The following is a 23,751-nucleotide window of genomic DNA, read 5'->3' as shown; positions in this document are numbered from 1 at the left end:
CATGACCTCGACATCGGGGAGCCCCCTCGACACGGCCACAGCGGCGGTCAACGCCCGCGAACCGGCGTGGCGGGCCCGCCTCATCCCTGCGTGGGCGGTGTGGGCGACGCTGTGCACGTTCGCGATGCTCGTGCTGCCGGGGCAGGAGACCATCCCCTACCACCTGGGCTGGGCCGGTTTCGCGCTCGCCTACGGCCTCGCCACCTGGCATCGCTGGCAGCTGGTGGCGGCCCTCGCGGGCTACACCGTGGCGAGCGGCGTGGTGCTCACCCGCAGCTCCCTTGTCGGCAACGTCGAGTGGCAGGAGACCAACGAGATCCCGCTGATGTTCGCCCTGGCCCTGCTGATGGTGTGGCACGTCCACCGTCGCCAGGAGGCCCTGAGCCACGCCAGGGTGCTCGCCGAGCGCGACATCCAGGCGGCTCGCGACCGCGAGCGCCTCATGCGCCTCACCTCGCACGAGCTGCGCACCCCGCTCACCATCGCTCGCGGCTACGTCGAGCTGCTGCAGGAGCGCGTGACCGACTTGGAGGACCAGCAGGACCTCGCAGTGGCCGCCGACGAGCTCGACCGGCTCTCACGGGTCAGCGACCGGCTGATCCGGATGATCCGGTTGCAGGACGACACGGTCACCGAGGACGTCGACCTCGACCGCGTCCTGTCGCAGGCCGTCGAGCGCTGGCGCATCGTCGCCGACCGCCACTGGGTGCTGAAGTCCCGGCTGGGCCACTGCCACGGCTCGGCGGAGCGCCTGCGCACCTGCCTGGACACGCTCATCGAGAACGCGCTGCGCTACACGGTGCCGGGCGACACGATCCGCCTGCTCGGCGTGCGCCGTGAGGCGGAGTTCGTCGTCGCGGTGCTGGACTCCGGCACGGGACTCACCGACAGCCAGATCATGGCGATCAACGCCGGTGAGCAACCGCAGCAGGCTGAGACGCCGCTCGGCTCGGTCGACCGGCTGGCCGGCACCGGTCTGGGCTTGGGCATCGTGCGCCAGATCGCACACGCACGCGGTGGTTCCCTCTACGCCTCCCGTGCACCCGAGGGTGGCGCCGCGCTCTCGGTGACCTTCCCCGTGAACTTCCCCGTCGCGGCCGTGGGGCGCCTCACCGTGCCCGACCTGCCCAACCTTCTCGGCACGCGCGTGCCGCGGCAGACGGGGTCACCGTCATCGGTGCTCGACGGCTGAGGTCGGGTCAGCCGACCAGCAGCGGCGTCGCGGCGACGAACCCGGCGAGGGCGAGCAGGACGGTGTCGCGGCCCCCCCAGTGGGGTGCGCGCGCCCAGGTGCGCTGGTGCGCCGTGGCGAACCCCCGGGCATCCATCGCGAGCGCCAGCTGCCCCGACCGACGCAGCGTGTGCACGAGCAGCGCGAAGGTGAGCGAGCCGACGTGCTTGGCCCGTGACCACGCAGAGCGGGTGGGACCCAGCCCGCGCACGTGGCGCACGCGGTCGAGCGTCGTCCACGTGGTCGAGAGCTCTTCGAGCTGTTGCAGCGCTGCCACGGACGCGACGACGGCCCGGGCCGGCAAGCGCAGCCACTGCGCCAGCTCGTCCCCCAGCCGGCTCGGGTCGACCCACGTCGCGACGAGCGACGCCGGCAGCACCAGCGCGAGGATCCGCAGTCCGGCGCCGAGCGCCGTGGCGGCGTCGTTGCCGGCGAACCACCAGCTCGAGGCGCCGAGCGACGCGGCGGCCAGGAGGCCGGGCGTGAGGCGGCGCAGGGCCTGGACCGGGCGGGCCACCGCGAGCGGCGCGAGCAGCAGCTCGGCCGCCACCATCACCAGCCCGTCGCGCAGGTCGTGCACCTGCGTCGAACCGACCACGGCCAGGGCTGCGGCCGACAGCAGCGCGAGCGGTGAGCAGCGGGCGCTCGGCGGCCAGCTCATGACGGCACCACCGCGAGGTCGGGCACGTCAGCACCCAGGTGCACCGCGCTGGTGCAAGTCGCTGCCCCGACGGCGGCCAGCAGGTCGCCGTCATGGGTGGCCAGCGCCACGGCCGAACCGTCTGTGACCGCCTGGAGCACCGTCTCGAGCACGGCCCTCCAGGTGCTGCGGTCCTGGCCCACCGTGGGCTCGTCGAGCAGCAGGACGTCGGGCCCGTGCACGAGCGAGGCCGCGAGGCCCAGCCGCCGCTGCTCCCCGCCAGACAGGTAGTGCGGGTCGGTGTCGACGAGGCGCGCGAGGCCGAGCGTCTCGAGCAGGGCGTCGGCGCGCTGCTCCATCGCGGCGGCCGGACGCCCCAGCGCCCGGGACGTCGCGAGCACCTCGTCGCGCACGGTGCGTGCGACGAGCGCGTGCTCGGGCGCCTGCGGCAGCCAGGCGACTCGCGCCGCCAGCTCACGCGAGCGCCAGCGATGCGGTCGCCGCTCGCGACGCGGGGCCCACTCGGCGTCCGCGAGCAGCTCACCGGAGGTCGGTGCGGCGAGCCCGGCGAGCACGCCGAGCGCCGTCGACTTGCCCGCGCCGCTGCGTCCGGTGACGGTCGTGACCACACCGCGGACGAGGCTCGCGTCGAACGGGCCGACCCCTGCCGCCGGGCCGCGCCCGCGCCCGCTGCCGGGGCGAGCGACGACGTCGCGGGCCCTGAGCAGGCAGGCGCCGGGCGCTGTGGCGACGACCTCCGGGACCACGGGGGCCACGTCGTCGACCCACAGGCCCGCCCCGCGCAGCTGGTCGGCGGCGTCGGCCAGCACCCGGGCAGGCGCGCCGTCGGCCACCACACCGCCGGCGGAGCCCAGCACCACGAGGCGGTCGACGTGGTCGAGCCACGGCGCCATGCGGTGCTCGACCACCACGAGGGTGCAGCCGCTGCGCTCGGCCACCGCCAGCACCGCCTCGCGCACGCGGGCGGCGTTGGTGGCGTCCAGCATCGCTGCCGGCTCGTCGAGCAGCAGCAGGCCCGGGCGCAGCGCGAGGGCACCGGCGAGCGCCAGCCGCTGGCCCTCACCGCCCGACAGCGCCGCGGTCGGCCGGTCGGCGGCGTAGGGGAAGGCGCTGCGCCGCAACGAGTCCTCGACGCGCGCCCAGATGTCGTCCCGCGACAGTGCGAGGTTCTCGGGGCCGAACGCCGTGTCGCGTCCGACCCGGTCGGCGACCACGGCGGCGCTGGGGTCCTGCAGCAGCAGGCCGGTGACGCCGTCGACCTGCACCTCGCCGGCCAGCTCGCCGTCGTCGGCCGACAGACGCCCCGCCAGGGCACGCAGCAGCGTCGACTTGCCGGCCCCGCTCGGCCCGGCGAGCACGATGCGCTCGCCGGGCTCGAGCCGCAGATCGATCTGGTCGAGCACGCGGTCGCGGCGTCCCCACGGCCGCCACGTGAGACCGCGGACGTCGACGCTGGCGCCGCTCACCGCGCGGAGGTGGTGTTCCGCTGCAGCTCTGCGTCGCGGGCGCGGGCCTGCTCGCGTCCGGCCGGGAAGGCCGCCAGGGCGCCCGAGCGGGTCAGCGCCCGCACGATCAGCCAGCCGAGCAGTCCGGCCAGCAGCACGCCCGAGAGCATGAAGGTCACCAGGTAGAGCACCGTGCCGCCCGCGCCGAAGGTCGTGGCGTAGTCGTAGGTGAAGTACTCGTACGCCGTCTCGAGCGTTGCCGCGAGCGCGGCGCTGAGCGCAGCCACGCCCGGGCCGAACCGGCGGAACAAGAAGATGGCCAGCACGATCTCGACGCCCAGGCCCTGCAGCAGCCCGGACACGAGCGTCGCGACGCCCCACTGGTTGCCGAGCAGGTACTCGACGTTGGCGGCCACGAGCTCGGCGAGCAGGGCGGCGCCGGGACGCCGGACGACGAGCCCACCGACGACGCCGGCCAGCAGCCACGGGCCGCCCAGCAGACCCCCGAGCGCCGGGACGGCGGTGAACGCGGGGCTCACGACGGTGTACGCCGCCGACCAGCCCCAGTAGGCGACACCGAACGCGACACCCAGCATCGCGGCGGTGACGAGGTCGACGGTGCGCCAGCGGGTGAGCTCGCCCAGCGACGGACGTGAGGTGACAGCGGGTGCCGTCATGGTGTGGAACCTCCTACGTTGCAGCAGGAGGGGTACCGCCGTGGCGGCACGTGCTCGACGCACCGACACGGCGGTCGAGATTCCCGACTCCCTCCACCGGTGCTAACCGGATCAGGTTCGAGGGTCTGCGGTTGCCCGCACTCTCAGCGCCTGGTGGCGCTCCCCTGTCGTGTGATCCCACGCTACACCGGTGTGACGGTCCGGTCGACCGTCCGGTCGACCGTCCGGTCGACTGCGCCGACGGGTGGCTGCCCGGCGTCCGGTGGGGCAGGCTGGCGGCATGGGTGCAACGACGTGGAAGATCCTCGGTACCGGCGGCGCGGTGGTCGCCGGCATCGCCGCACGCAACCTGCTCACCACGGGCTGGAAGGCGGCGACGGGCTCGGCCCCTCCCACCAACCCCGAGCACCCCGACGTCGAGTGGCACGAGGCCGTGCTGTGGGCCGTGCTCAGCGGCGCCGTGATCGGTGTGGCGCGCATGCTGGCCACGCGCAAGGCTGCCGAGTACTACCGCAACTCCACCGGGCACCTGCCGCCCGACATGGCCGAGGTGCAGTGAGCGCCCCTCCCCGTTGATCACGTTCAGTGGGCGACACCCCGCTTGTCGAGGGTTGCACCCCTCGACAAGCGGACGCGACCCTCGAGGAGCAGCGGACTAGAGGTCGAGCGCGCGCGCCAGCGGGACGCCCGGACGGTAGGCCAGGTGCCGGTACGTCGGCGCCTCCAGCACCGCGAGGTCGGCCCGAGCACCCACGCCCAGGTGGCCGACGTCCGGACGCCGCAGCGCCAGGGCACCCCCGGCCGTGGCCGCCCACAGCGCCTCGGCCGGTGACAGCCCCATCTCGCGCACCGCGAGCGCGATGACGAACGGCATCGACGAGGTGTAGCAGCTGCCCGGGTTGCAGTCGGTGGCGAGGGCCACCACCACGCCCGCGTCGACGAGGGCGCGGGCATCCGGGTACGGCGAGCGGGTCGAGAACTCGACGCCGGGCAACAGCGTCGCCACCGTGCCGTCGCGCCCGGGCGCGGGGCTCGCGCCGGCGAGCGCGTCGACGTCCGCCGCGCTCAGGTGCGTGCAGTGGTCGACGCTCGCCGCACCGAGATCGACGGCGAGCCGGACGCCGGGCCCCGCCGAGAGCTGGTTGCCGTGCACCCGAGGCAGCAGCCCCGCCGCCATGCCGGCGGTGAGCACCACGCGCGCCTCGTCGCCGTCGAAGGCGTGCGGGCTCGCGGGCTCGCAGAAGACGTCGACCCACCGGGCGAGCGGCGCGCAGGCCGCCAGCATCGGGCCAGTGACCAGGTCGATGTACGCGCGCCGGTCAGCGCCCGCCGGCACGACGTGGGCGCCGAGGAACGTCGTCTCGTCGGTGATCTCACGGGCGATGCGCAGGCTGCGCGCCTCGTCGGCCACCGTGAGGCCGTAGCCGCTCTTGACCTCGAGGGTCGTCGTGCCCTGGGCGCGCATCTCGGCCTGCAGCGCGCGGGCGCGAGCCAGCAGCAGCTCGTCGGGAGCGGCGCGCGTGGCGGCGACGGTCGTGGCGATGCCGCCGCCGTCGTAGGGCGTGCCGGTCATCCGCGCCTCGAACTCTCGCGAGCGGTCACCGGCGAAGACGAGGTGGCTGTGCGAGTCGACGAAGCCCGGGACGACGGCGCGGCCGGCGAGGTCGAGGTGCTGATCGGCGTCAGGTGCCTGGCGCTGCGGCCCGACCCAGGCCACCGTGGCGCCCTCGACCACCACGGCGGCCTGCTCGATCACCCCCAGCGGCGAGCCGTCACCGAGGCTGGCGTCGTTCGTGACCAGCTCGCTGATGCCCGTGAGCAGCACGCTCGACATCTCAGTCCTCCCACAACGGCGCGATGGCCTCGGCCAGCAGGCGGCCGACGTCACCGAGCACGTGACGTCCGTCGGAGACCACCGTGCGCCCGGCGTTCACCACCGTGTGGACGTCGGACGCCGTGGCACCGTAGATGGCTTGCGGCACAGCGGTTCCCGCGGTGCGTACGGTGTCGAGCCGCACGGCCACCAGGTCGGCCGGAGCCCCGACTGCGATGCGGCCAGCCTCGGGCCAGCCCAGCGAGGCGTGGCCGTTCACGGTGAGCGCCTCGACCAGCTGAGCGGGCGTGAACACCCCGCGTTCCAACGAGAACAGCCGCTCATGCATCTCCAGCGCGCGCGCCTCCTCCAGCAGGTCGACCACGGCGTTCTGGTCGCTGCCGAGGCACAGGGGGCTTCCGTGCTCGGCCATGAGCTTGGCGGGCCCGATGCCGTCGGCGAGGTCGCGTTCGGTGGTCGGGCACAGGCACACGGACGTGCCCGTGCTGCCGAGCAGCTCCATGTGCGGCGCGACGGTGGCGTGCACGACGGTGGTGCGCGGACCGAGGGCGTCCGCACCGGCCAGCAGCTCGGTGGGCGAGCGGCCGTAGAACGCCAGTGCCGCCTCGTTCTCGGCGAACTGCTCGGACAGGTGGGCGTGCAGCGGGCGGTCGGGAAAGGCCTGCGCGACGTCGGCGAGCTCGAGCCGGGGCACCGCCCGCACCGAGTGGATCGCCGCGCCGACGCGAAAGCTGTCGTCCGCCCTCAGGCGCGCCACGCGATCAGCCCACCGCGCGCTCGAACCGTCCGAGAAACGTTGCTGCACAGGGTCGGGCCGGGTGTGACCCTCAGCCGTGAGCCCACCGGCGAGGTAGCACGTGTCGAGCAGCGTGATGCGCAGCCCGGCCTCGCGCGCGGCCTGCCGCAAGGCCTCCGCCATCGCGTTCGGGTCGTCGTACGGTGTGCCGCCGGGACCGTGGTGCAGGTAGTGGAACTCGCCGACGCACGTGACTCCGGCCAAGACCATCTCGGCGTAGACCGCGCGGGCGAGCGCCAGGTAGGACTCCGGATCGAGCCGCTCGGCGACGCGGTACATGCGCTCGCGCCACGTCCAGAACGTGCCTCCCATGTCGTGGGTCCGGCCGCGCAGGGCCCGGTGGAAGGCGTGCGAGTGGGCGTTGGCGAAACCCGGGAGCACGAGCCCGGCCAGCCGGACGTCGTCCGGCTGCGGCGCCGCACTGCGCTCGACGGCGGCGATGACACCACCCTGCGCTGTCACCCGCACCCCCGCGACGGGCGCGTCCCCGAGCCAGGCGTGCTCGCACCACCACGACGTCATGAGGCCAGATCCTCCAGCACCCGGGTGAGCGCGCGCACACCAGCGAGGCAGTCGTCGAGCTCGGCGTGCTCGTGCGGCGAGTGCGAGACGCCAGTGGGGTTGCGCACGAACAGCATGGACGTCGGCACGCCGGCCTCCGCCAGCACTCCGGCGTCGTGCCCGGCGCCGGTCTCGATGACCGGGACGTCGCCGAGCGTGCGGGACAGCCGGCGGGTCAGGTCGATGTCGAAGGGCGTGCGCGGGGTCCAGGACTCTCGCTCGGCCTCGCCGTGCTCGGCAGCCAGGTCGGCGACCAGCGACCGCACCGCGTCCTCGTCGGGACCGCGCGCGTCGAGCCAGGCCTGCACGAGCGACGGGATCGCGTTGACTCCGTTGGGTTGCACGATCACCTTGCCGACAGTGGCGAGAGCGTCGTGGCGCTCGGCCGCCGACCGCGCGCCGGTCACGAGGGCGGCTAGGGCGAGCATCGGGTCGTTGCGGTCGGCGAGCCGGGTCGTGCCGGCGTGGTCGGCGCGGCCGGCGAGGTCGAACCGCCAGCGGCCGTGCGGCCAGATCGCGGCGCCGACGCCCACCGCGTCCCCGGTGTCGACGAGTGCGCGGCCCTGCTCGACGTGCAGCTCGACGAACTGGCCGACGCGCGCGAGCGCCTGCGGGTCGGCCCCGAGCTGCTCGGGGTCGCGGCCGGCGGCGCGCACCGCCTCGGCCATGGACACGCCGTCGGCGTCGGTGAGGCGACGGGCGCGGTCGGCGTCGAGAGCGCCGGTGAGCAGCCGCGAGCCGGCGCAGGCGATGCCGAACCGAGCACCCTCCTCGTCGCCGAAGCACACCACCGAGATGGGCACACTCGGCGTGAAACCGTTGCCGCGCAATGTCTCCACCGCCGCGAGGGACGACACCACTCCGAGCGGGCCGTCGAAGGCGCCGCCCTCGGGCACCGAGTCGAGGTGGCTGCCGACGACCACGCCCGGGCCGTCGCGGTCGGGGTGACCCCACCAAGCCCACAGGTTGCCGGCGCGGTCGGTGACGACGTCCAGGCCCAGGCCTTGCGCCGTGCCGACGAACCACTCGCGCAGCGTGGCGTCCTCACGCGTCCAGGCGAACCTGCGGTACCCGCCCGACGCGGTGCGCCCGATCGGCGCCAGGTCATCCCACCACGTCTCGAAGCTTCCGGTGCTCCCACTCACGCCCCCCACCCTCCCGTGATCATGCACGCCAGCGCACCTCCCCTCCCGTGATCATGCACGTCAGCGCACGGGCACTGCGCTGGCGTGCATGATCACGGGCGAGGGGGGAGGGGGCGAGGGGAGTGGGGGCGAGGGGGTGGGTCGTAGGGTGCGGTGCCATGAGCGAAGAGCGCGCACTGGCCGCGCTGGAGGCCAGCGGCATCGCGTACCGCGTGGTGCGGCACGGCGCCGTCCGGTCGCTGGCCGAGGCCGCCACAGCCCGCGGCATCGAGCCCCGCGCCCTGCTCAAGAGCATCGTGGTGCGTCGGGCCGACGACGACTTCCTGTTCGTCCTCGTGCCCGGCGACCGCGAGATCTCCTGGCCGAAGCTGCGCGCCTTGCTGGGCGTCAACAGGATCTCGATGCCTGACGCCGAGACCGCGCTCGCCGTCACCGGGTACGTCCGCGGCACCATCACGCCGTTCGGCTCGCTGCGCCCGTGGCCGGTGGTCATGGACGAGTCCGTTGCGGGGCAGGAGATCTCGCTCGGCGCCGGGGCCCACGGAGTCGGCATCGTCGCCCAGGCGGACGACGTCGCGCAGGCCCTCGACGCGCAGCTGGCCGACATCAGCGCCTAGTCCTCACGCATCGGCACACGCACGCCACGCTCCTGCGCCACGTGCTCGGCGAGGTCGTAGCCGGCGTCCACGTGCCGGATCACGCCCATGCCGGGGTCGTTGGTGAGCACCCGCTCGAGCTTCGCCGCGGCCAGCTCGGTGCCGTCGGCCACCGACACCTGCCCGGCGTGGATCGAGCGGCCGATGCCCACGCCGCCGCCGTGGTGGATCGACACCCACGACGCGCCGGACGCCGTGTTGACCAGCGCGTTGAGCAGTGGCCAGTCGGCGATGGCGTCGGAGCCGTCGGCCATGCCCTCGGTCTCGCGATAGGGCGAGGCGACGCTGCCGCAGTCGAGGTGGTCGCGCCCGATGACGATCGGCGCGCTCACCTCGCCGGACGCCACCAGCTCGTTGAACCGCAGCCCCGCCTTGTCGCGCTCGCCGTAGCCGAGCCAGCAGATCCGAGCCGGAAGACCTTGGAACGCCACACGATCCTGCGCCGCACGGATCCAGCGGTGCAGGTGGTCGTTGTCGGGGAACAGGTCGAGCACTGCCTTGTCGGTGGCGGCGATGTCCTTCGGGTCACCGCTCAGCGCCGCCCACCGGAACGGCCCCTTGCCCTCGCAGAACAGCGGCCGGATGTACGCCGGCACGAAGCCCGGGAACGCGAAGGCGCGGTCGCAGCCGCCGTGGCGAGCCTCGTCGCGGATCGAGTTGCCGTAGTCGAACACCTCGGCGCCGGCGTCCATGAACCCGACCATCGCCTCCACGTGCTTGGCCATCGAGAGCCGGGCGCGGTCGGTGAACTCCTCCGGCTTGGCGGCGGCGTAGTCGTGCCAGTCGGCGAGGTCGATGCCCTCGGGCAGGTAGCTGAGCGGGTCGTGCGCGCTGGTCTGGTCGGTGACGACGTCGACGTCGACACCGCGGCGCAGCAGCTCAGGCAGCACGGTGGCGCAGTTGCCGACGAGGCCCACGCTGAGCGCGCGACGCTCGCGCTTGGCGACCTCGCAGCGGGCGATCGCGTCGTCCAGGTCGGTGGCGACCTCGTCGAGGTAGCGGTGCTCGACCCGACGACGAAGCCGGGCCTCGTCGACGTCGATCACCAGGCACACGCCGCCGTTGAGCGTGACGGCCAGCGGCTGAGCGCCACCCATGCCGCCGCAGCCACCGGTGACGGTGAGCGTGCCGGCCAGGGTGCCGTTGAACCGCTTGGCCGCCACCGCCGCGAACGTCTCGTAGGTGCCCTGCAGGATGCCCTGGGTGCCGATGTAGATCCACGAACCGGCCGTCATCTGGCCGTACATCGTGAGACCAAGCTGCTCGAGGCGGCGGAACTCCGGCCAGGTCGCCCAGTCGCCGACGAGGTTGGAGTTGGCGATCAGCACTCGCGGCGCCCACTCGTGCGTGCGCATGACGCCGACCGGCCGGCCGGACTGCACGAGCAGGGTCTCGTCGTCCGCCAGCGTCGTGAGGGTGCGCACGATCGCGTCGTAGCTGCGCCAGTCGCGGGCGGCGCGGCCGGTGCCGCCGTAGACGACGAGGTCGTCCGGCCGCTCGGCCACCTCGGGGTCGAGGTTGTTCTGCAGCATGCGCAGGGGCGCCTCGGTCTGCCAGCTGCGCGCGGTCAGCGTGGTGCCGCGCGCGGCCCGCACCGGTCGGGCTCCGTCCATCGTCGTTCTCCTTCGTCGGTGCCCCGGCAAATTCCCAAGAACTTGGCGCCTGAGGGCAATCCAGGCGACGTTTTCCGGGGAATTTGCCGGAAGGGGTCAGGTGAGGGGGTGGTCGAGGGCGGTCTCGGCCGCCTGCCGGACGGCGCCTCCACGCACCGCCTCGACCGCCGCCTCGATCTCGGGGGCCAGGAAGCGGTCGGGCCCGGGGCCGGCCGCACCGGACGCCCGCAGGACGTCGCGCACCGCGCCAGTGGCCGGCGAGGGCTCGAGCGGTGCCCGGAGGTCCATCGCGCGGGCCGCGGTGAGCAGCTCGATCGCGACGACGCGGGTCAGCCCGTCGAGAGCCCGACGCAGCTTGCGCGCGGCGGCCCAGCCCATCGAGACGTGGTCCTCCTGCATCGCGCTGCTGGGGATCGAGTCGACGCTCGCGGGCGCCGCGAGCCGCTTGAGCTCGCTGACGATCCCGGCCGCGGTGTACTGCGCGATCATGTGCCCGCTGTCGACGCCGGGGTCGTCGGCGAGGAACGGCGGCAACCCGTGGTTGCGCGCGACGTCGAGGAACCGGTCGGTGCGGCGCTCGCTCATCGACGCGACGTCGGCCACCGCGATCGCGAGGAAGTCGAGCACGTACGCCACCGGGGCGCCGTGGAAGTTGCCGTTGCTCTCGACCCGGTCGTCGACGGTGATCACCGGGTTGTCGACGGCGGCCGACAGCTCGCGTGAGGCCACCAGCGCCGCGTGGTCGGCGGTGTCGCGGGCGGCGCCGTGCACCTGGGGCGCGCAGCGCAGGGAGTAGGCGTCCTGCACACGGGTGCAGTCCGGCGTCCGGTGGCTCGCCATGATCCCGCTGCCGGCCAGCAGGGTGCGCAGGTTGGCGGCGCTGGCGGCCTGACCCGGGTGCGGGCGCAGGGCCTGCAGGTCGTCGGCGAACACCGCGTCGGTGCCGAGCAGCGACTCGACGCTCATCGCCGCGGCGATGTCGGCCGCCACCAGCAGCTCGCGCAGGTCGTGCAGGCCCAGCAGCAGCATGCCGAGCATGCCGTCGGTGCCGTTGATGAGGGCCAAGCCCTCCTTCTCGGCGAGCTCGACGGGCTCGATCCTGTTCTCGCGCAACACCTCCGCGGCCGGACGCCGCACGCCGTCAGCGTCCCGCACCTCACCCTCGCCCATCAGCACCAGCGCGCAGTGCGCGAGCGGCGCGAGGTCACCCGAGCATCCGAGCGAGCCGTACTCGTGCACCACCGGCGTGATCCCGGCGTCGAGGATCGCGGCGTAGGTCTGGGCCACCACCGGACGCACACCGGTGCGGCCCGTAGCGAGCGTCGACAGTCGCAGCAGCATCAGCGCACGCACCACCTCGCGCTCGACCTCGGGGCCAGAACCCGCCGCGTGCGAGCGCACGAGGCTGCGCTGCAGCTGGGCCCGGCGCTCCACCGGGATGTGCTGGGTCGCGAGCGCCCCGAAGCCGGTCGAGATGCCGTAGTGGGGGTCGACGTCGTCGGCGAGCGCCTCCACGACGGCGCGGGTGCGGGCGATCTCCGTCAGCGCGTCGTCCGCGAGGCGCACCCCCGCACTGTGCCGCGCCACGGCCACCAGGTCGGACGGCGACACCGGGCCGCGCCCGACGGTGACGTGGGTCGTGGCTGCCGGGCGATGAAGCGTGTCGGTCATGCCGTCCATTGCAGCGCCGTCCACTCGGCCGCGGCAGTCGCCACGGCGACGTTGTGTCTGGTATCCCAGACATGTGCCTGACCCTCGCTCCCGACGACTTCCCCGGAACTCGACGCCTGGAGGTCGCTCAGGCGACGAGTTCCGGGGAACTTGCCGGAGGATCGCCTCAGGGGGTGAGGGGCACCGACAGCGCCGAGTGCACCGCCGCCTCGTCGCCGGTCACGCGCGCGCCGTCCGCGGCCAGCGACGCCAGGTCGTGCCGTCCCCAGACGAGCAGCAGCAGCGGCTCGGCGGCCGCCTCGATGGCGGCCACCGCCTCGCCCTCCCCCAGCAGGACGTCGCAGCCGACGTCCGTGCAGCGCAGCACCACAGGTGCGGCCAGCGGCTCGCGTCGGCCGAGGCGCACCTGTCGCGGGTAGAACACGCGGGCCACCTCCTCGACGCCGTCGGCGGCGAGGTCAGCCGCGACCCGCGCCGGACGGTCGAGCGCGATCGCGGCGTCCCAGACGTGCACCGCGGTCTCGAGCGCCTGCCGCCGCACCCAGAACGCGGCGGTGCACGGCTTCGGCCCGAAGCCCCAGCACTCCGTGGCCGGGTCGGTGCCGCGCAGGGCGCCGAGCAGTCGATCGGCTCCGTCGACGAACCACGCAGCGAGCTCGTCACGTGGCGGCGGAGAGCCCTCAGCCGGAGGGGTCTGCGACCCGAGCGCGTCGGTGGCCCAACGGTGGGTGACGCCGAGGTGGCTGCCCAGGTCGCCGAGGTCCCACCCGGGGCAGCCGGCGACGGGAGCGGACAGGTCGCCCGACGTCAGGTGGTCGGCCATGGCGGCGACATCACCCTCGAGCGCGTCGAGGTAGCGCTCGCGCGTGAGCATCCCGTCCACCCGGGGCTCCTCCCGTGACCGGCGCGAGCCGGGTGCCCGCTGCCGAGCAGACCCTACGCATCCTCACCCACCTGGCGCGGCACGCGGGCCCGCTTCCCGCCGCACGCATCGCCGCCGACCTCGGGCTGCCCCGGTCGACCACCTACCACCTGCTCACCGTGCTCGTGGACGCCGGGTTCGCCGTCCACCTGCCCGAGGAGCGGCGCTACGGGCTCGGCGTCACCGCGTTCGAGGTCGGGTCGGCGTACACGCACCAGGACGCCCTCGCCCGCTTGGCCCGCCCCCTGCTGGCGCGCCTCGTGGACTCGATCGGCCAGAGCGCGCACCTCGCCGTGCTGCACGGGCGCGAGGTGCTCTACGTCGTCGAGGAGCGCGCGAAGGGACGGCCTTCGCTGGTCACCGACGTGGGCGTGCGGCTGCCCGCTCAGCTGACGGCGTCCGGCCGGGCGATGCTCGCCGCGTTGCCCGCGGCGCAGGTGCGTGCGCTCTTCCCCGACCGCGAGGCGTTCGTGCTGCGCCACGCCGCCGGGCCGGACTCGCCGTCCGCGCTGCGCCGGCTGCTCGTCGACGTCCGCGCGCGGGGTCACGCCACCGAGGACGGCGAGATCACTCCGGGCTTCGCGAGCGTCGCGACCGCCGTCCTCGACCACGCCGGGCACCCGGCGGCCGGCCTGGCGATCACCTACGCGACCGGGGACGGCGTCGACCGCGTCGACCCCGCGCGGCTGGCCGAAGCCACGGCGCGCACCGCGCGCGAGATGTCGCGACGCATCGGGGGACGAACCCTGCCAGGCTGACGCCAACGCGACGCTCGTCACACGACGTGGCCGCGCAAGTTACCGCCCCGTAGAGTGACCGGGCTGGTCCACATCCCGAACAGGAGCACCGATGCAGGTCGCCGCCATCGTCCTGGCCCTGGCCGCTACCGCGGTGGGGGTCGCGCTGTTCGCCCGCACCGTCGGCACGATCGTCGGCACGGTGCGCCTCGGGCAGCCCGACGGACGCCGCACCAACGCGCCGGTCACGCGCACCGTCACGCTCGTGCGCGAGTTCCTCGGTCACACGCGCATGGCTCGGCTGCCGGTCGTGGCCGTGGCGCACTGGTTCGTCATGGTCTCGTTCGGGCTGCTGTTCTTCTCGCTGGTCACCGCGTACGGGCAGCTGTTCGACCCGCACTTCGCGATCCCGTTCATCGGCCACTTCGTGCCGTTCGAGTGGGCGACCGAGGCCATCGCGTGGCTGTCGCTGGTCGGCATCCTCACGCTCATGGCGATCCGGCAGAAGCAGCACCCGCGCAGCGCGCCCGACGACGGCCGCCGCTCGCGCTTCTTCGGCTCGACGTTCTGGCAGGCCTACTACGTCGAGCTGACGATCCTCGGCGTGGTCATCTGCGTCATCCTGCTGCGCGGCCTGGAGTACGCGCTCGGCAAGCAGGTCGGCGACGGCTGGGCGAGCGCCCTGCACTTCCCGCTGACCTTCTGGTTCGGCAACGCCTTCACCGGCCTGACCCGCGGCGCGCTCGAGAACGCCATCATCGTCGTCGCGACGATCAAGATCCTCATCTCGATGGCGTGGTTCATCACCGTCGCGCTGCAGCCGGCGATGGGCATCGCCTGGCACCGGTTCCTGGCCTTCTTCAACATCTGGTTCAAGCGCCACGCCGACGGCCGGACGTCGCTCGGCGCGCTGCAGCCCATCGCCGTCAAGGGCGAGCCGGTCGACTTCGAGAACATCGACGAGCTCGACGAGGACGCCGCCCTCGGCGTCGGCCAGGCCGAGCACTTCACCTGGAAGGGTCTGCTCGACTTCAACACGTGCACCGAGTGCGGCCGCTGCCAGAGCCAGTGCCCGGCGTGGAACACCGACAAGCCGCTGTCGCCCAAGCTGCTCATCATGGGGCTGCGCGACCACACCCGCGCCAAGGCGCCGTACCTCGAGGCACTGGCCCACCCGACCTACCTGGCGGCCCAGAACGGCAAGCCGCTGCAGGCCGCCGAGCCGGACGTCGAGGCGCTGGCACCGCGCACCCGCGCCGCCGCCGAACGCCCCCTCATCGGTGACACCGGGTACGCCGGCCACGAGAACCTCGACTTCCTGCGCGCCTACAACCCGGACGGCTCGGCCGCGGCCGAGCTCGGCGTCATCGACCCGGACGTGCTCTGGAGCTGCACCACGTGCGGCGCCTGCGTCGAGCAGTGCCCCGTCGACATCGAGCACGTCGACCACATCGTCGACATGCGCCGCTACCAGGTGCTCATCGAGTCGGCGTTCCCCAGCGAGCTGGGCGGGCTGTTCAAGAACCTCGAGAACGCGCAGAACCCCTGGGGCATGAACGCCCGCATGCGTCTGGACTGGGCCAAGGACCTGCCCTTCGAGGTCAAGCAGGTCGGCCAGGACGTCGAGTCGCTGGACGACGTCGAGTACCTCTTCTGGGTCGGCTGCGCCGGTGCGTTCGAGGACCGCGCCAAGAAGACGACGCGAGCCGTCGCCGAGCTGCTCAACACGGCCGGCGTGGACTTCGCCGTCCTGGGTGACGGCGAGGCCTGCACGGGCGACCCGGCTCGGCGCGCCGGCAACGAGTTCCTCTTCCAGATGCTCGCGCAGGGGAACGTCGAGACGCTCAACGAGGTGGGCGCCAAGAAGATCGTCGTCACCTGCGCGCACTGCTTCAACACCCTCTCGAACGAGTACCCCCAGCTCGGCGGCAAGTACGAGGTCGTGCACCACACCCAGCTGCTCAACCGGCTGGTGCGCGAGAAGCGGCTCGTGCCCGTCGCCCCGGTAGCCGGTAGCGCGGCGGCCAAGGACGGCGTCACCGCGGCCGGCACGCCGATCACCTACCACGACCCCTGCTACCTCGGCCGCCACAACGGCGTCTACGAGCCGCCGCGCGAGCTGATCGAGGCCATCCCCGGCGTCGAGTACCGCGAGATGGAGCGCAGCAAGGAGCGCTCGTTCTGCTGCGGCGCCGGCGGTGCGCGCATGTGGATGGAGGAGAAGCTCGGCACCCGGATCAACAGCAACCGCACCGCCGAGGCCGTGGCCACCGGGGCCGACAAGATCGCGATCGGCTGCCCGTTCTGCCGGGTGATGCTCAGCGACGGGCTGGCCGCTCAGCAGGCCGACGGGTCCGCGCGCGAGGACGTCGAGGTGGTCGACGTCGCGCAGATGCTGCTCGCCGCCGTCAACCGCGGCAAGTGAGGTTCGCCGCGGGGGCACCCCGTTGCACTCCTAGTGCAGTGGGGTGCCCCAGCGGCATTCAGGGAATGCAGTAGAGCGCCCCAGGGCCAGCGCACCGGGGCGGATCCCTGCGTCCCCGGTTGGCGAGGTCACTCAGGCGGGCGGGGTGGTCAGCGCCACGAGACCACCCTGGATGATCCGCACGAGGTAGTCGACCAGCGCGTCGGCCGACATCGAGCGCTCGTCGGCCCAGCGGCGCGTGGCCAGCTGCACCATCCCGACCACGCCGAACGCCCACACCTGCGCGCCACCCGAGTCCAGCCCGAGCGCGCGCAACCGGTCGCCCACCAGCGCCGAGAGGGCGACGGCGATCCGGCGCTCGGTCGCCGCGACGAAGTCGCCGTCCGAGCCCACCCCGGCGTGCCGCAGCGCGAACCGGTAGAGGTGCGGTTCGTCGTCCACGACCGTGACGAACGCCTGGACGACGCGCCGGACCGTCTCGCCGTCAGTGAGCTCGCCGCCGGCGTCGGCCAGCGCCTCAAGGCCGATCTGCGGTAGCAGCACCTCGTCGGCGATGGCGTCCAGCACGGCGGCGAACAGGTCCGAGCGGTCGGCGAAGTGGCGGTACAGCACAGGTTTGGACACACCGGCCTGGGCCGCGATCTCGTCGAGGCCGGTCTGCGGCCCGTGCGCCCGGATCGCCTCGAGGGCGGCGCCCACGAACTCCGCGCGCCGGACCTGCCGGTGGCCGGCCCATCGCTGCCGGCGCCCGTCGACCTCTTGCATGCGAGTCAGATTAGCAGTAAACATGATTTACAGTTACTCGCCAGAGGAGGCCAGATCCCCCCCGCTCGCCCCGCCACCCTCGACCGCGAGGTCGTCCCGACGCGCCTGCTGAAGTCGTCCGCCAAGGCCTCGTTCGACCCCAACGTCGCCCTCGACTACGGCGCCCCCATCGACCCGTCCCTGCACGGCATGAGCCCGCAGTGGTCGACGCTCTACGGCACCGACCTGTGGGACGACCTCGACCCCGCGCGCCAGGCCGAGCTCACCCGCCACGAGTTCGCCTCGATCAGCGGCGTCGGCATCTGGTTCGAGATGATCCTCATGCAGCTGGTGCTGCGCGACGTCTACGACGACGACCCGTCGCAGCCGCACGTGCAGTTCGCCCTCACCGAGATCGGCGACGAGTGCCGGCACTCGGTGATGTTCGCGCGGATGGCCGCGGCGTACGGCTGCCCGGCGTACGGGCCGTCGCCGCGCGGACGGCGGCTCGGCCGGCTCTTCAAGACGATCGGCCACGGGCCGGCGGCGTACGCGGCGATCCTCGTGGCCGAGGAGGTGCTCGACATCCTGCAGCGCGACCTCATCACCGACGAGCGCGTGCAGCCGCTGTCGCGCGAGGTGAGCCGCATCCACGTCATCGAGGAGGCGCGCCACATGCGGTTCGCGCGCGAGGAGCTCGCGCGTCGGGCGCCCCAGCTCTCGGCGTCCGAGCGGCGCCGGCACCGCGCGGTGATCGCGGTCGTCGCCGAGGTCATCGTCAGCAATCTCGTGCATCCCGACGTGTACGCCGCGGTGGGGCTCGACCCGCGTGTCGCGCGCGCGGCCGCCGCATCCAACGAGCACTACGCCGAGCAGCTGCGCTCGAGCGCGCGCGGTCTCGTGAGGTTCCTCGACGACCTCGGGCTCATCGGCGGCCTCAGCGCGCGCCGGTGGCGTCGCATCCACCTCCTCTGACCCGCCCGCACCTCTCCCCTGGGTTGGCCGCGGTGGCACCCCGTCGCCAACCTAGTGAAGTGGGGTGCCCCAGTCGCCATCATCGAATGCAGTGATGCTCCCCAGCGGTGGGCTGGCGTGCATGATCACGGACGAAGGCAGGTGCGCTGGCGTGCATGATCACGGACGACGGCACGTGCGCTGGCGTGCATGATCACGGGAAGGGAGGGGGGGCTAGAGGGAGTAGCGGTCGACCTCGAAGCCGGAGCCGTCGCTGACCACACCCGCTGTGGCCTCCGCGAGCGCCAGCGCCGCGGCGCGCATCCGGGGCCGGTACCGCTCGCGCTCCATCCGGAAGGCGTACGGCGGGTCCTCCGACTCCAGCAGCGTCAGGTCCTCGGGCAGCCAGCGCACCGAGTACGTGACCACGGGGTTGCTCTCGTCGAGCAGCTGGTGGACGACGCGCTCGCGCACCCAGCCGGGCACGGCGTCCTCCTGGATCACCTCGACGACGATGTTGCCGGCCGCCGTCAGCGCGTAGCCGTCGAGCACCACGCCCTGCTCGAGCGCGGTGGCGTCGTGCTCGGCGCTGACGGCGTCGATCATCTCGTGATCGGCGTCGCCGAGGGCGTGCGCGAGGTCGGCACCGAGCGGGTCGAGCGGGTCGACCGACCACGGCTGCGCCGTCCGCCGCCGGGGGGCCTCGTGCCGCCCGTGCACCCCGAGGTCGACGTCGGCGCCGGGCAGCAGCGGTGACAGCAGCGCGAGGAGCCGCTCGGGGTCGAGCCAGTAGCCGGACCACACGGTGAGGTCGGTGATCCGCTCGTGGTCGGGCTCGAGGACGACGTTGCTGCCCGCTGCCCGGAGCACCCCGCCGAGCCGGCGGGCGAGGGCGAGCCCCAGGTCGACGGCGTCCCCTTCCTCGCGGAACGGCTTGCCCCGCGGGAACGCGCGCATCCACCAGGCCCGCAGCACGGGGTCGGCGATGTCGTCGAAGGCCTCGGGGTCGGGCTCGGGCTCCACCTCGAGGGCGTAGGCCACTGACCACGGCGAGGGCACCTTGACGTAGTCGAGCTCGTCCGGCTCGAGCAGGTGAGGGCCGCTGATCGACGACTGGCGGCCCAGGCGCGCACGGCGGTTGTCGGCCAGCCGGGCGTCGGGGTAGCGGTTGCGCACCAGGCGGTCGACCTCGGCGTGGTTGACGTGGTGGGGCAGCAGGAGCAGGTGCCAGTGGCGCAGCTGCTCGAGCGTCGGCTCGTCAGAGCTCTTGCGCCGTCCGAACAGCCCCATACCGTCGGCCCGTCAGACCCGGGTGCGGTGGAAGCTCTGGTAGGAGCGGCTCGCCGTCGGGCCGCGCTGGCCTTGGTACCGCGAGCCGTACTTCTCGCTGCCGTACGGGTGGTCAGCGGCGCTGGAGAGCCGGAAGAAGCACAGCTGGCCGATCTTCATGCCCGGCCACAGCTTGATGGGCAGCGTCGCGACGTTGCTCAGCTCGAGGGTGACGTGGCCACTGAAGCCGGGGTCGATGAAGCCGGCCGTCGCGTGCGTGAGCAGGCCGAGGCGCCCCAGGCTCGACTTGCCCTCGACGCGGGCGGCGACGTCGTCCGGCAGCGTGACGGTCTCGTAGACCGAGCCGAGCACGAACTCGCCGGGGTGCAGCACGAACGGCTCGTCGGGGTCGACCTCGACCAGGCGGGTGAGGTCGGGCTGGTCCTCGGCCGGGTCGATCACGGCGTACTTGTGGTTGTCGAAGAGCCGGAAGAACCGGTCGAGCCGGATGTCGACGCTCGACGGCTGCAGCATCGCCGGGTCGTAGGGGTCGAGGACGACGCGGCCGGCGTCGATCTCGGCGGTGATGTCGCGGTCACTGAGCAGCACGCAGGCAGGGTATCCGGCGCGCCCGAGGAGTGGACACGGCTTCTCGCGACCCGAGCCGGTCGGAGGGCTCGGGAACGGCCGCGCGCATCGGATATGCTCGTGCTCGCGCCCGGACGACGGGCCGCGCGGGTGTAGTTCAATGGCAGAACATCAGCTTCCCAAGCTGACAGTGCGGGTTCGATTCCCGTCACCCGCTCCGTCCGTGGATCCACCCGACGCCTCGACGGCGTCAGCAAGCACGCCGTCGACGCCGCCGTCGCGCGGTGGTTTGCTCAGCTCAGCCTGGGTTCTGCCGCGCCGGCCGCGGTGCGCCGCAACAGCCAGGTCACCAACCGGAACGTCGCCACGGGGGAGTTCCCACGTGGATGATCTTGATGCGGGCTCCACGGGTGACGCTGGATGTCACCCACGGCATGTTCGTATCGGACGAGAGCTGACTCGGTCTCGAGGACACCGACTTCTGACCCTCGGATCGCGGCAGAAGCGGCGGGTGCCCGGCGCGGCGGCAGCCCTGGCGTGGGCGGAGCGACGTCAGTCTCGGCCGTGGTGCACGTGCGCGCGCTGGCCGTCCCGATCGAAGATCATCAGCAGCTCGGCGGGACCGTCGATCGCGACGAACGCGTGCGGGGTCATGGTGGCGAACTCGGCCGCCTCGCCAGCCTCGACGGTGACCTCGCGCTCACCGAGCAGGAGCAAGATGCGGCCGCTGAGGACGAAGAGCCAGTCGTGGCCGGGATGGACGCGCTGCTGCGGCTGGGCGGCAGTCGGCTCGACCCGCGTCTTCACCGCGACCGTGCTGCTCTCGGGACGGCTCAGCGCCCAGGTAGTACGGCCTTCGACTTCGCTCGGCGTGGGCCGGATCACCACGTCGTCATCGCCGCTCACGTCAAGGAGCGCGTCCAGGCCTACCTGCAGGCCGCTCGCCAGCGGCAACAGCACGTCGAGCCCGATCGAGCGCTTCCCCGTCTCAATGCGACTGATCGTCGACGGACTCAGATTTGTACGCGCGGAGAGGTCGTCGAGAGACAGCCCGAGCGTGGTCCGCAGGCTGCGCAACCGGGTCCGGACGATGCGCTCGACGTCGACACGTGCGGTCATGGGGTCTCCTTGCAGATTCTGCAAGGAGTCTACCGCATATCGCGAGGGCCGCCTACGCTCGAAACATGAGCGACCAGCATCCCCATTCCGACGCCAGCGGCTCCGCCGTGCCCACCGTCGTCCGCCACTGCGACGTCGCGATCATCGGCGGATCAGCCGCCGGGCTCGCCGCCGCCCTGCAGCTCGGCCGCCAACGCCGATCGGTGATCGTGGTCGACTCCGGTGAGCCGCGCAACGCGCCGGCTGAGCACATGCACAGCTTCCTCGGCCGTGATGGCACCGAACCGGCAGAGCTGCTCGCCGCAGGCCGAGCAGACGTACGAAGCTACGGGGGCGAGGTGCTGCTTGGGCGAGCGGTGCAGGTGCGGCGCGACGACGACCGCTTCGTCACCGAGCTCGCCACCGGCGACAGCGTCGTCGCCCGCCGGATCATCGTCGCGACCGGCCTGGTCGACGAGCTCCCCGCCGTCGAGGGGCTTGCCGAGCACTGGGGACGCGCGGTGATCCACTGCCCGTTCTGCCACGGCTACGAGGTCCGCGACCAGCGGCTGGTCCAGCTCGTCACCCACCCGATGGGGCTGCACGTCGCGCCACTGCTGCGCCAGCTGACCGCACGCCTGACCATGCTGATCGCCGACGGGGTCGACGTCGACGAACCCCAGATCGACACCCTCGCGGCCGCAGGCGTCGACGCGCGCGTCGCCACGACCGCGAAGCGTGTCCTTGCCGATGCCGATGGTCGGCTGACCGGGGTCGAGCTGGCCGACGGCTCGAGGGTCGACGCCGATGCGATGCTCGTCGGGCCCCGGTTCCATCCGCGCATCGAGCCGTTCGCCGGGTTGGGGCTGAGCCCCGCGCCCCACGTCACCGGCATCGGCGAAGTGATCGAGATCGATGCGCTGGGAGCCACTGCTGTCGACGGAGTCTTCGCGGCCGGCAGCATCACCGACCCGGGCCAGCAGGTGCTTCCAGCCGCCGCACACGGCAGTCGCGTCGGTGGTGCTGTCGCGTTCAGCCTCGCCGAAGAGGACACGCGAATCGCGGCTCGTCCGTCCGGTTCGGTCGCCGACTGGGATCACCGCTACTCCGGCGCCCCGATGTGGAGTGGCAACCCGAACGGCTCCTTGGTAGCGGAAGTGGCCGACCTGCCCACCGGCCGCGCGCTCGACGTCGGCGCCGGTGAGGGTGGCGACGCGCTCTGGCTGGCCGAGCACGGATGGGAGGTGACCGCAAGCGACATCTCCACGCGGGCGCTCGCCAGGGTCCAGGCCGAAGCTCGGCGCCGTGACCTGCCGGTCAGGTGCGCGCTGGTCGACGCCAACGCGAGCGAGCCGTTCACCCGCGGTGGATTCGACCTGGTCTTCGCGGCATACGCCTCGATCCCGCGCACGCCCGACCTGCGCGGCGTCCACAACGTCCTCGACGCGGTCGCACCCGGCGGCACGCTCGTCATCCTCAGCCACGACATCGAGGCCATGCGCGACCCGCAGCACCAGCACCGTCCGTTCGACCCCGATGCCTACCTCGACCTCGACGACTTCGCCGCCGTACTCGACGCCACCCCAGGCTGGACCATCGAGGTCAACGACAAGCGTCCCCGGCCCACAGGTTCAGCGAGCGCAGCCCATCACGCCCAGGACCGGATCCTGCGCGCACGCCGGACCACGTGACTCGCCCGCCCGGGCAACGGCCCCGGCTGGACGCGGCACAGTGTCGGCAGGTTCAAGTGACCCGCCTGCCAGAGCGCGGGCAGACTCGACGGATCGAGGGGGCTGGCATGGGGCGTGGCGTGGTCGTGGGGCTGCTCGTCGGGTTGGCGCTGGCCCTCGCCCTGACCTACGGACCGCCGCTGTTGCAGGGCGGTGACAGCTACGAGCTGGGCGTACGGCGGCGCAGGCGGGACGCCTTGCCGTCCCGCTGAGCCGGCGGCCCCCCACTGTTGGCGGAGGTGCTGGCTTTGGCGGCGGCTGGTGCCACCTCGGTCTCCCCGCAGATTGCATGCCTTGACCTGCAACCAAGCGAAAGTGCGAACACCGCTCCCCGGGCCGCCCGCCCGTTGATCACGATATGTGGGCGACACTCCGCTTGCCGAGGGGTACAACCCTCGACAACCGCAGGCAACCCTCGAGAACCTCGGGCCGCCTGGCACGATGCGACGTCGTGACCGACTCCTTCCGCACCACCGTCGCCGACGGCGTCCCCGCACTCGACCAGCGCCTGTCCGACGAGCTCGACCGGCACAACGCGGCGGCCACGCCCGGCACCGCGGCCGCCCGCGAGCTCACCGTGCAGGTCCACGACGCGGACGGCGAGCTCGCCGCCGGACTCAGCGGTTGGACGTGGGGCGTCGCGGCCGGCATCGGCATGACGTGGGTGCGCGACGACGTCCGCGGCGCCCACCTGGGCAGCCGGCTCCTCGAGGAGTTCGAGGCCGAGGCGCGCCGCCGCGGCTGCACCCACGTGTTCGTCACGTCGTTCACCTTCCAGGCGCCGGGCTTCTACGAGCGGCACGGCTACCGCGAGATCTTCCGGTGGGACGGCGTCCCCGTGGTCGGACACGCCGACGTCCACTTCCGCAAGGACCTCTGAGCCCGGCTCGACGCCGAGGGACGCTGGGCGGTCGGCGCCGGCTACTTGCTGCTGAGCGGCCGCATCGTGTGGACGCTTGGGCTCGCCCGTTGATCACGTTATGTGGGCGACACT

At 72.9% G+C, this 23,751-nt stretch carries 22 protein-coding genes, 1 tRNA gene and 1 riboswitch; of the genes, 10 read left to right on the top strand and 13 right to left on the bottom strand.

Features of this window, described 5'->3' with window-relative positions; all coding sequences use genetic code 11:
* Window position 1 precedes the first annotated feature (1 nt).
* Window positions 2-1,192, top strand: coding sequence for a sensor histidine kinase KdpD (locus ASD06_RS17660; RefSeq protein ID WP_056680694.1), 1,191 nt, complete (start codon window positions 2-4; stop codon window positions 1,190-1,192).
* Between the two features lie 7 nt (window positions 1,193-1,199).
* On the opposite strand, the gene ASD06_RS17655 is transcribed toward ASD06_RS17660, so the two are convergent.
* From ASD06_RS17655 to ASD06_RS17645, 3 genes are read right to left on the bottom strand one after another with little or no spacing between them, the layout of a single operon-like run.
* Entirely contained in the window at window positions 1,200-1,892 is a 693-nt protein-coding gene (locus ASD06_RS17655; RefSeq protein WP_056680691.1) for an energy-coupling factor transporter transmembrane protein EcfT, read from the bottom strand.
* Window positions 1,889-3,358, bottom strand: a complete 1,470-nt coding sequence (locus tag ASD06_RS17650) for an ABC transporter ATP-binding protein (RefSeq protein ID WP_056680688.1) — start codon at window positions 3,356-3,358, stop codon at window positions 1,889-1,891. The genes ASD06_RS17655 and ASD06_RS17650 overlap by 4 nt, the downstream gene beginning before the upstream one ends.
* The gene (locus tag ASD06_RS17645; protein WP_056680685.1) at window positions 3,355-4,014 is read right to left on the bottom strand and encodes an ECF transporter S component; all 660 of its coding nucleotides are present in this window, start codon (window positions 4,012-4,014) and stop codon (window positions 3,355-3,357) included. The genes ASD06_RS17650 and ASD06_RS17645 overlap by 4 nt, the downstream gene beginning before the upstream one ends.
* Window positions 4,015-4,085: 71 nt before the next feature.
* Window positions 4,086-4,190, bottom strand: a riboswitch (TPP riboswitch).
* 104 nt (window positions 4,191-4,294) lie between these two features.
* On the opposite strand from ASD06_RS17645, the gene ASD06_RS17640 reads away from it, so the two are divergent.
* Window positions 4,295-4,573, top strand: coding sequence for a DUF4235 domain-containing protein (locus ASD06_RS17640; protein ID WP_056680683.1), 279 nt, complete (start codon window positions 4,295-4,297; stop codon window positions 4,571-4,573).
* A 96-nt stretch (window positions 4,574-4,669) separates the two neighbouring features.
* Here ASD06_RS17640 and hutI read toward each other — a convergent pair whose 3' ends face one another.
* From hutI to ASD06_RS17625, 3 genes are read right to left on the bottom strand one after another with little or no spacing between them, the layout of a single operon-like run.
* Window positions 4,670-5,848 (bottom strand): imidazolonepropionase, encoded by a 1,179-nt coding sequence (hutI, locus tag ASD06_RS17635; protein WP_056680680.1) that lies wholly within the window; start codon window positions 5,846-5,848, stop codon window positions 4,670-4,672.
* A gap of 1 nt (window position 5,849) precedes the next feature.
* Entirely contained in the window at window positions 5,850-7,166 is a 1,317-nt protein-coding gene (locus tag ASD06_RS17630; RefSeq protein ID WP_056680678.1) for a formimidoylglutamate deiminase, read from the bottom strand.
* On the bottom strand, window positions 7,163-8,350 hold the full coding sequence (locus ASD06_RS17625) for an allantoate amidohydrolase (protein WP_056680675.1): 1,188 nt from the start codon (window positions 8,348-8,350) through the stop codon (window positions 7,163-7,165). The genes ASD06_RS17630 and ASD06_RS17625 overlap by 4 nt, the downstream gene beginning before the upstream one ends.
* A 158-nt stretch (window positions 8,351-8,508) precedes the next feature.
* On the opposite strand from ASD06_RS17625, the gene ASD06_RS17620 reads away from it, so the two are divergent.
* Window positions 8,509-8,967, top strand: coding sequence for an aminoacyl-tRNA deacylase (locus tag ASD06_RS17620; protein WP_056680672.1), 459 nt, complete (start codon window positions 8,509-8,511; stop codon window positions 8,965-8,967).
* On the opposite strand, the gene hutU is transcribed toward ASD06_RS17620, so the two are convergent.
* The 3 genes from hutU to ASD06_RS17605 form a co-directional block, all read right to left on the bottom strand.
* Entirely contained in the window at window positions 8,964-10,619 is a 1,656-nt protein-coding gene (gene hutU, locus ASD06_RS17615; protein ID WP_056680669.1) for a urocanate hydratase, read from the bottom strand. The two genes, ASD06_RS17620 and hutU, sit on opposite strands and share 4 nt — an antisense overlap.
* A 96-nt stretch (window positions 10,620-10,715) precedes the next feature.
* Window positions 10,716-12,290 (bottom strand): histidine ammonia-lyase, encoded by a 1,575-nt coding sequence (gene hutH / locus ASD06_RS17610; protein ID WP_056681272.1) that lies wholly within the window; start codon window positions 12,288-12,290, stop codon window positions 10,716-10,718.
* Window positions 12,291-12,456: 166 nt separating this feature from the next.
* Window positions 12,457-13,164 carry a maleylpyruvate isomerase family mycothiol-dependent enzyme gene (locus ASD06_RS17605; RefSeq protein WP_235502395.1) on the bottom strand — a complete coding sequence of 236 codons (708 nt, stop codon included), beginning with the start codon at window positions 13,162-13,164 and terminating at the stop codon, window positions 12,457-12,459.
* Between the two features lie 23 nt (window positions 13,165-13,187).
* Here ASD06_RS17605 and ASD06_RS17600 point away from each other — a divergent pair, with 23 nt between their 5' ends.
* On the top strand, window positions 13,188-13,970 hold the full coding sequence (locus ASD06_RS17600) for an IclR family transcriptional regulator (protein ID WP_157371783.1): 783 nt from the start codon (window positions 13,188-13,190) through the stop codon (window positions 13,968-13,970).
* Between the two features lie 91 nt (window positions 13,971-14,061).
* Entirely contained in the window at window positions 14,062-16,374 is a 2,313-nt protein-coding gene (locus ASD06_RS17595) for a heterodisulfide reductase-related iron-sulfur binding cluster (protein ID WP_056680663.1), read from the top strand.
* Between the two features lie 132 nt (window positions 16,375-16,506).
* On the opposite strand, the gene ASD06_RS17590 is transcribed toward ASD06_RS17595, so the two are convergent.
* Window positions 16,507-17,139: a TetR/AcrR family transcriptional regulator gene (locus tag ASD06_RS17590; protein ID WP_056680659.1), complete on the bottom strand. Its 633-nt coding sequence runs from the start codon at window positions 17,137-17,139 to the stop codon at window positions 16,507-16,509.
* A 54-nt stretch (window positions 17,140-17,193) separates the two neighbouring features.
* Here ASD06_RS17590 and ASD06_RS17585 point away from each other — a divergent pair, with 54 nt between their 5' ends.
* Window positions 17,194-18,093, top strand: a complete 900-nt coding sequence (locus ASD06_RS17585) for a diiron oxygenase (protein WP_056681265.1) — start codon at window positions 17,194-17,196, stop codon at window positions 18,091-18,093.
* A gap of 213 nt (window positions 18,094-18,306) precedes the next feature.
* On the opposite strand, the gene ASD06_RS17580 is transcribed toward ASD06_RS17585, so the two are convergent.
* Both ASD06_RS17580 and dcd read right to left on the bottom strand, forming a co-directional pair.
* Window positions 18,307-19,362 (bottom strand): hypothetical protein, encoded by a 1,056-nt coding sequence (locus ASD06_RS17580; protein WP_056680656.1) that lies wholly within the window; start codon window positions 19,360-19,362, stop codon window positions 18,307-18,309.
* Between the two features lie 12 nt (window positions 19,363-19,374).
* Window positions 19,375-19,950, bottom strand: coding sequence for a dCTP deaminase (gene dcd, locus ASD06_RS17575; RefSeq protein WP_056680654.1), 576 nt, complete (start codon window positions 19,948-19,950; stop codon window positions 19,375-19,377).
* Between the two features lie 125 nt (window positions 19,951-20,075).
* Between dcd and ASD06_RS17570 the strand changes: the two genes are divergently transcribed.
* Window positions 20,076-20,146 (top strand) — tRNA-Gly (locus tag ASD06_RS17570).
* Between the two features lie 335 nt (window positions 20,147-20,481).
* On the opposite strand, the gene ASD06_RS17565 is transcribed toward ASD06_RS17570, so the two are convergent.
* Entirely contained in the window at window positions 20,482-21,048 is a 567-nt protein-coding gene (locus tag ASD06_RS17565) for a helix-turn-helix domain-containing protein (RefSeq protein WP_056680651.1), read from the bottom strand.
* A gap of 65 nt (window positions 21,049-21,113) precedes the next feature.
* Between ASD06_RS17565 and ASD06_RS17560 the strand changes: the two genes are divergently transcribed.
* The 3 genes from ASD06_RS17560 (at window position 21,114) to ASD06_RS17555 (ending at window position 23,637) form a co-directional block, all read left to right on the top strand.
* Window positions 21,114-22,718 (top strand): bifunctional NAD(P)/FAD-dependent oxidoreductase/class I SAM-dependent methyltransferase, encoded by a 1,605-nt coding sequence (locus tag ASD06_RS17560; protein WP_056680648.1) that lies wholly within the window; start codon window positions 21,114-21,116, stop codon window positions 22,716-22,718.
* Between the two features lie 107 nt (window positions 22,719-22,825).
* Complete coding sequence (locus ASD06_RS19020) at window positions 22,826-22,969, top strand: hypothetical protein (RefSeq protein ID WP_157371782.1); 144 nt, start codon at window positions 22,826-22,828, stop codon at window positions 22,967-22,969.
* Window positions 22,970-23,208: 239 nt separating this feature from the next.
* A complete protein-coding gene (locus tag ASD06_RS17555; protein ID WP_056680645.1) occupies window positions 23,209-23,637 on the top strand; it encodes a GNAT family N-acetyltransferase in 429 nt (142 codons plus the stop codon).
* Window positions 23,638-23,751: the final 114 nt, after the last annotated feature.

The sequence above is a fragment of the Angustibacter sp. Root456 genome, from assembly GCF_001426435.1.
In the GTDB taxonomy this organism is placed as follows: domain Bacteria; phylum Actinomycetota; class Actinomycetes; order Actinomycetales; family Angustibacteraceae; genus Angustibacter.
This window is presented reverse-complemented; position numbering and strand designations above follow the sequence as displayed.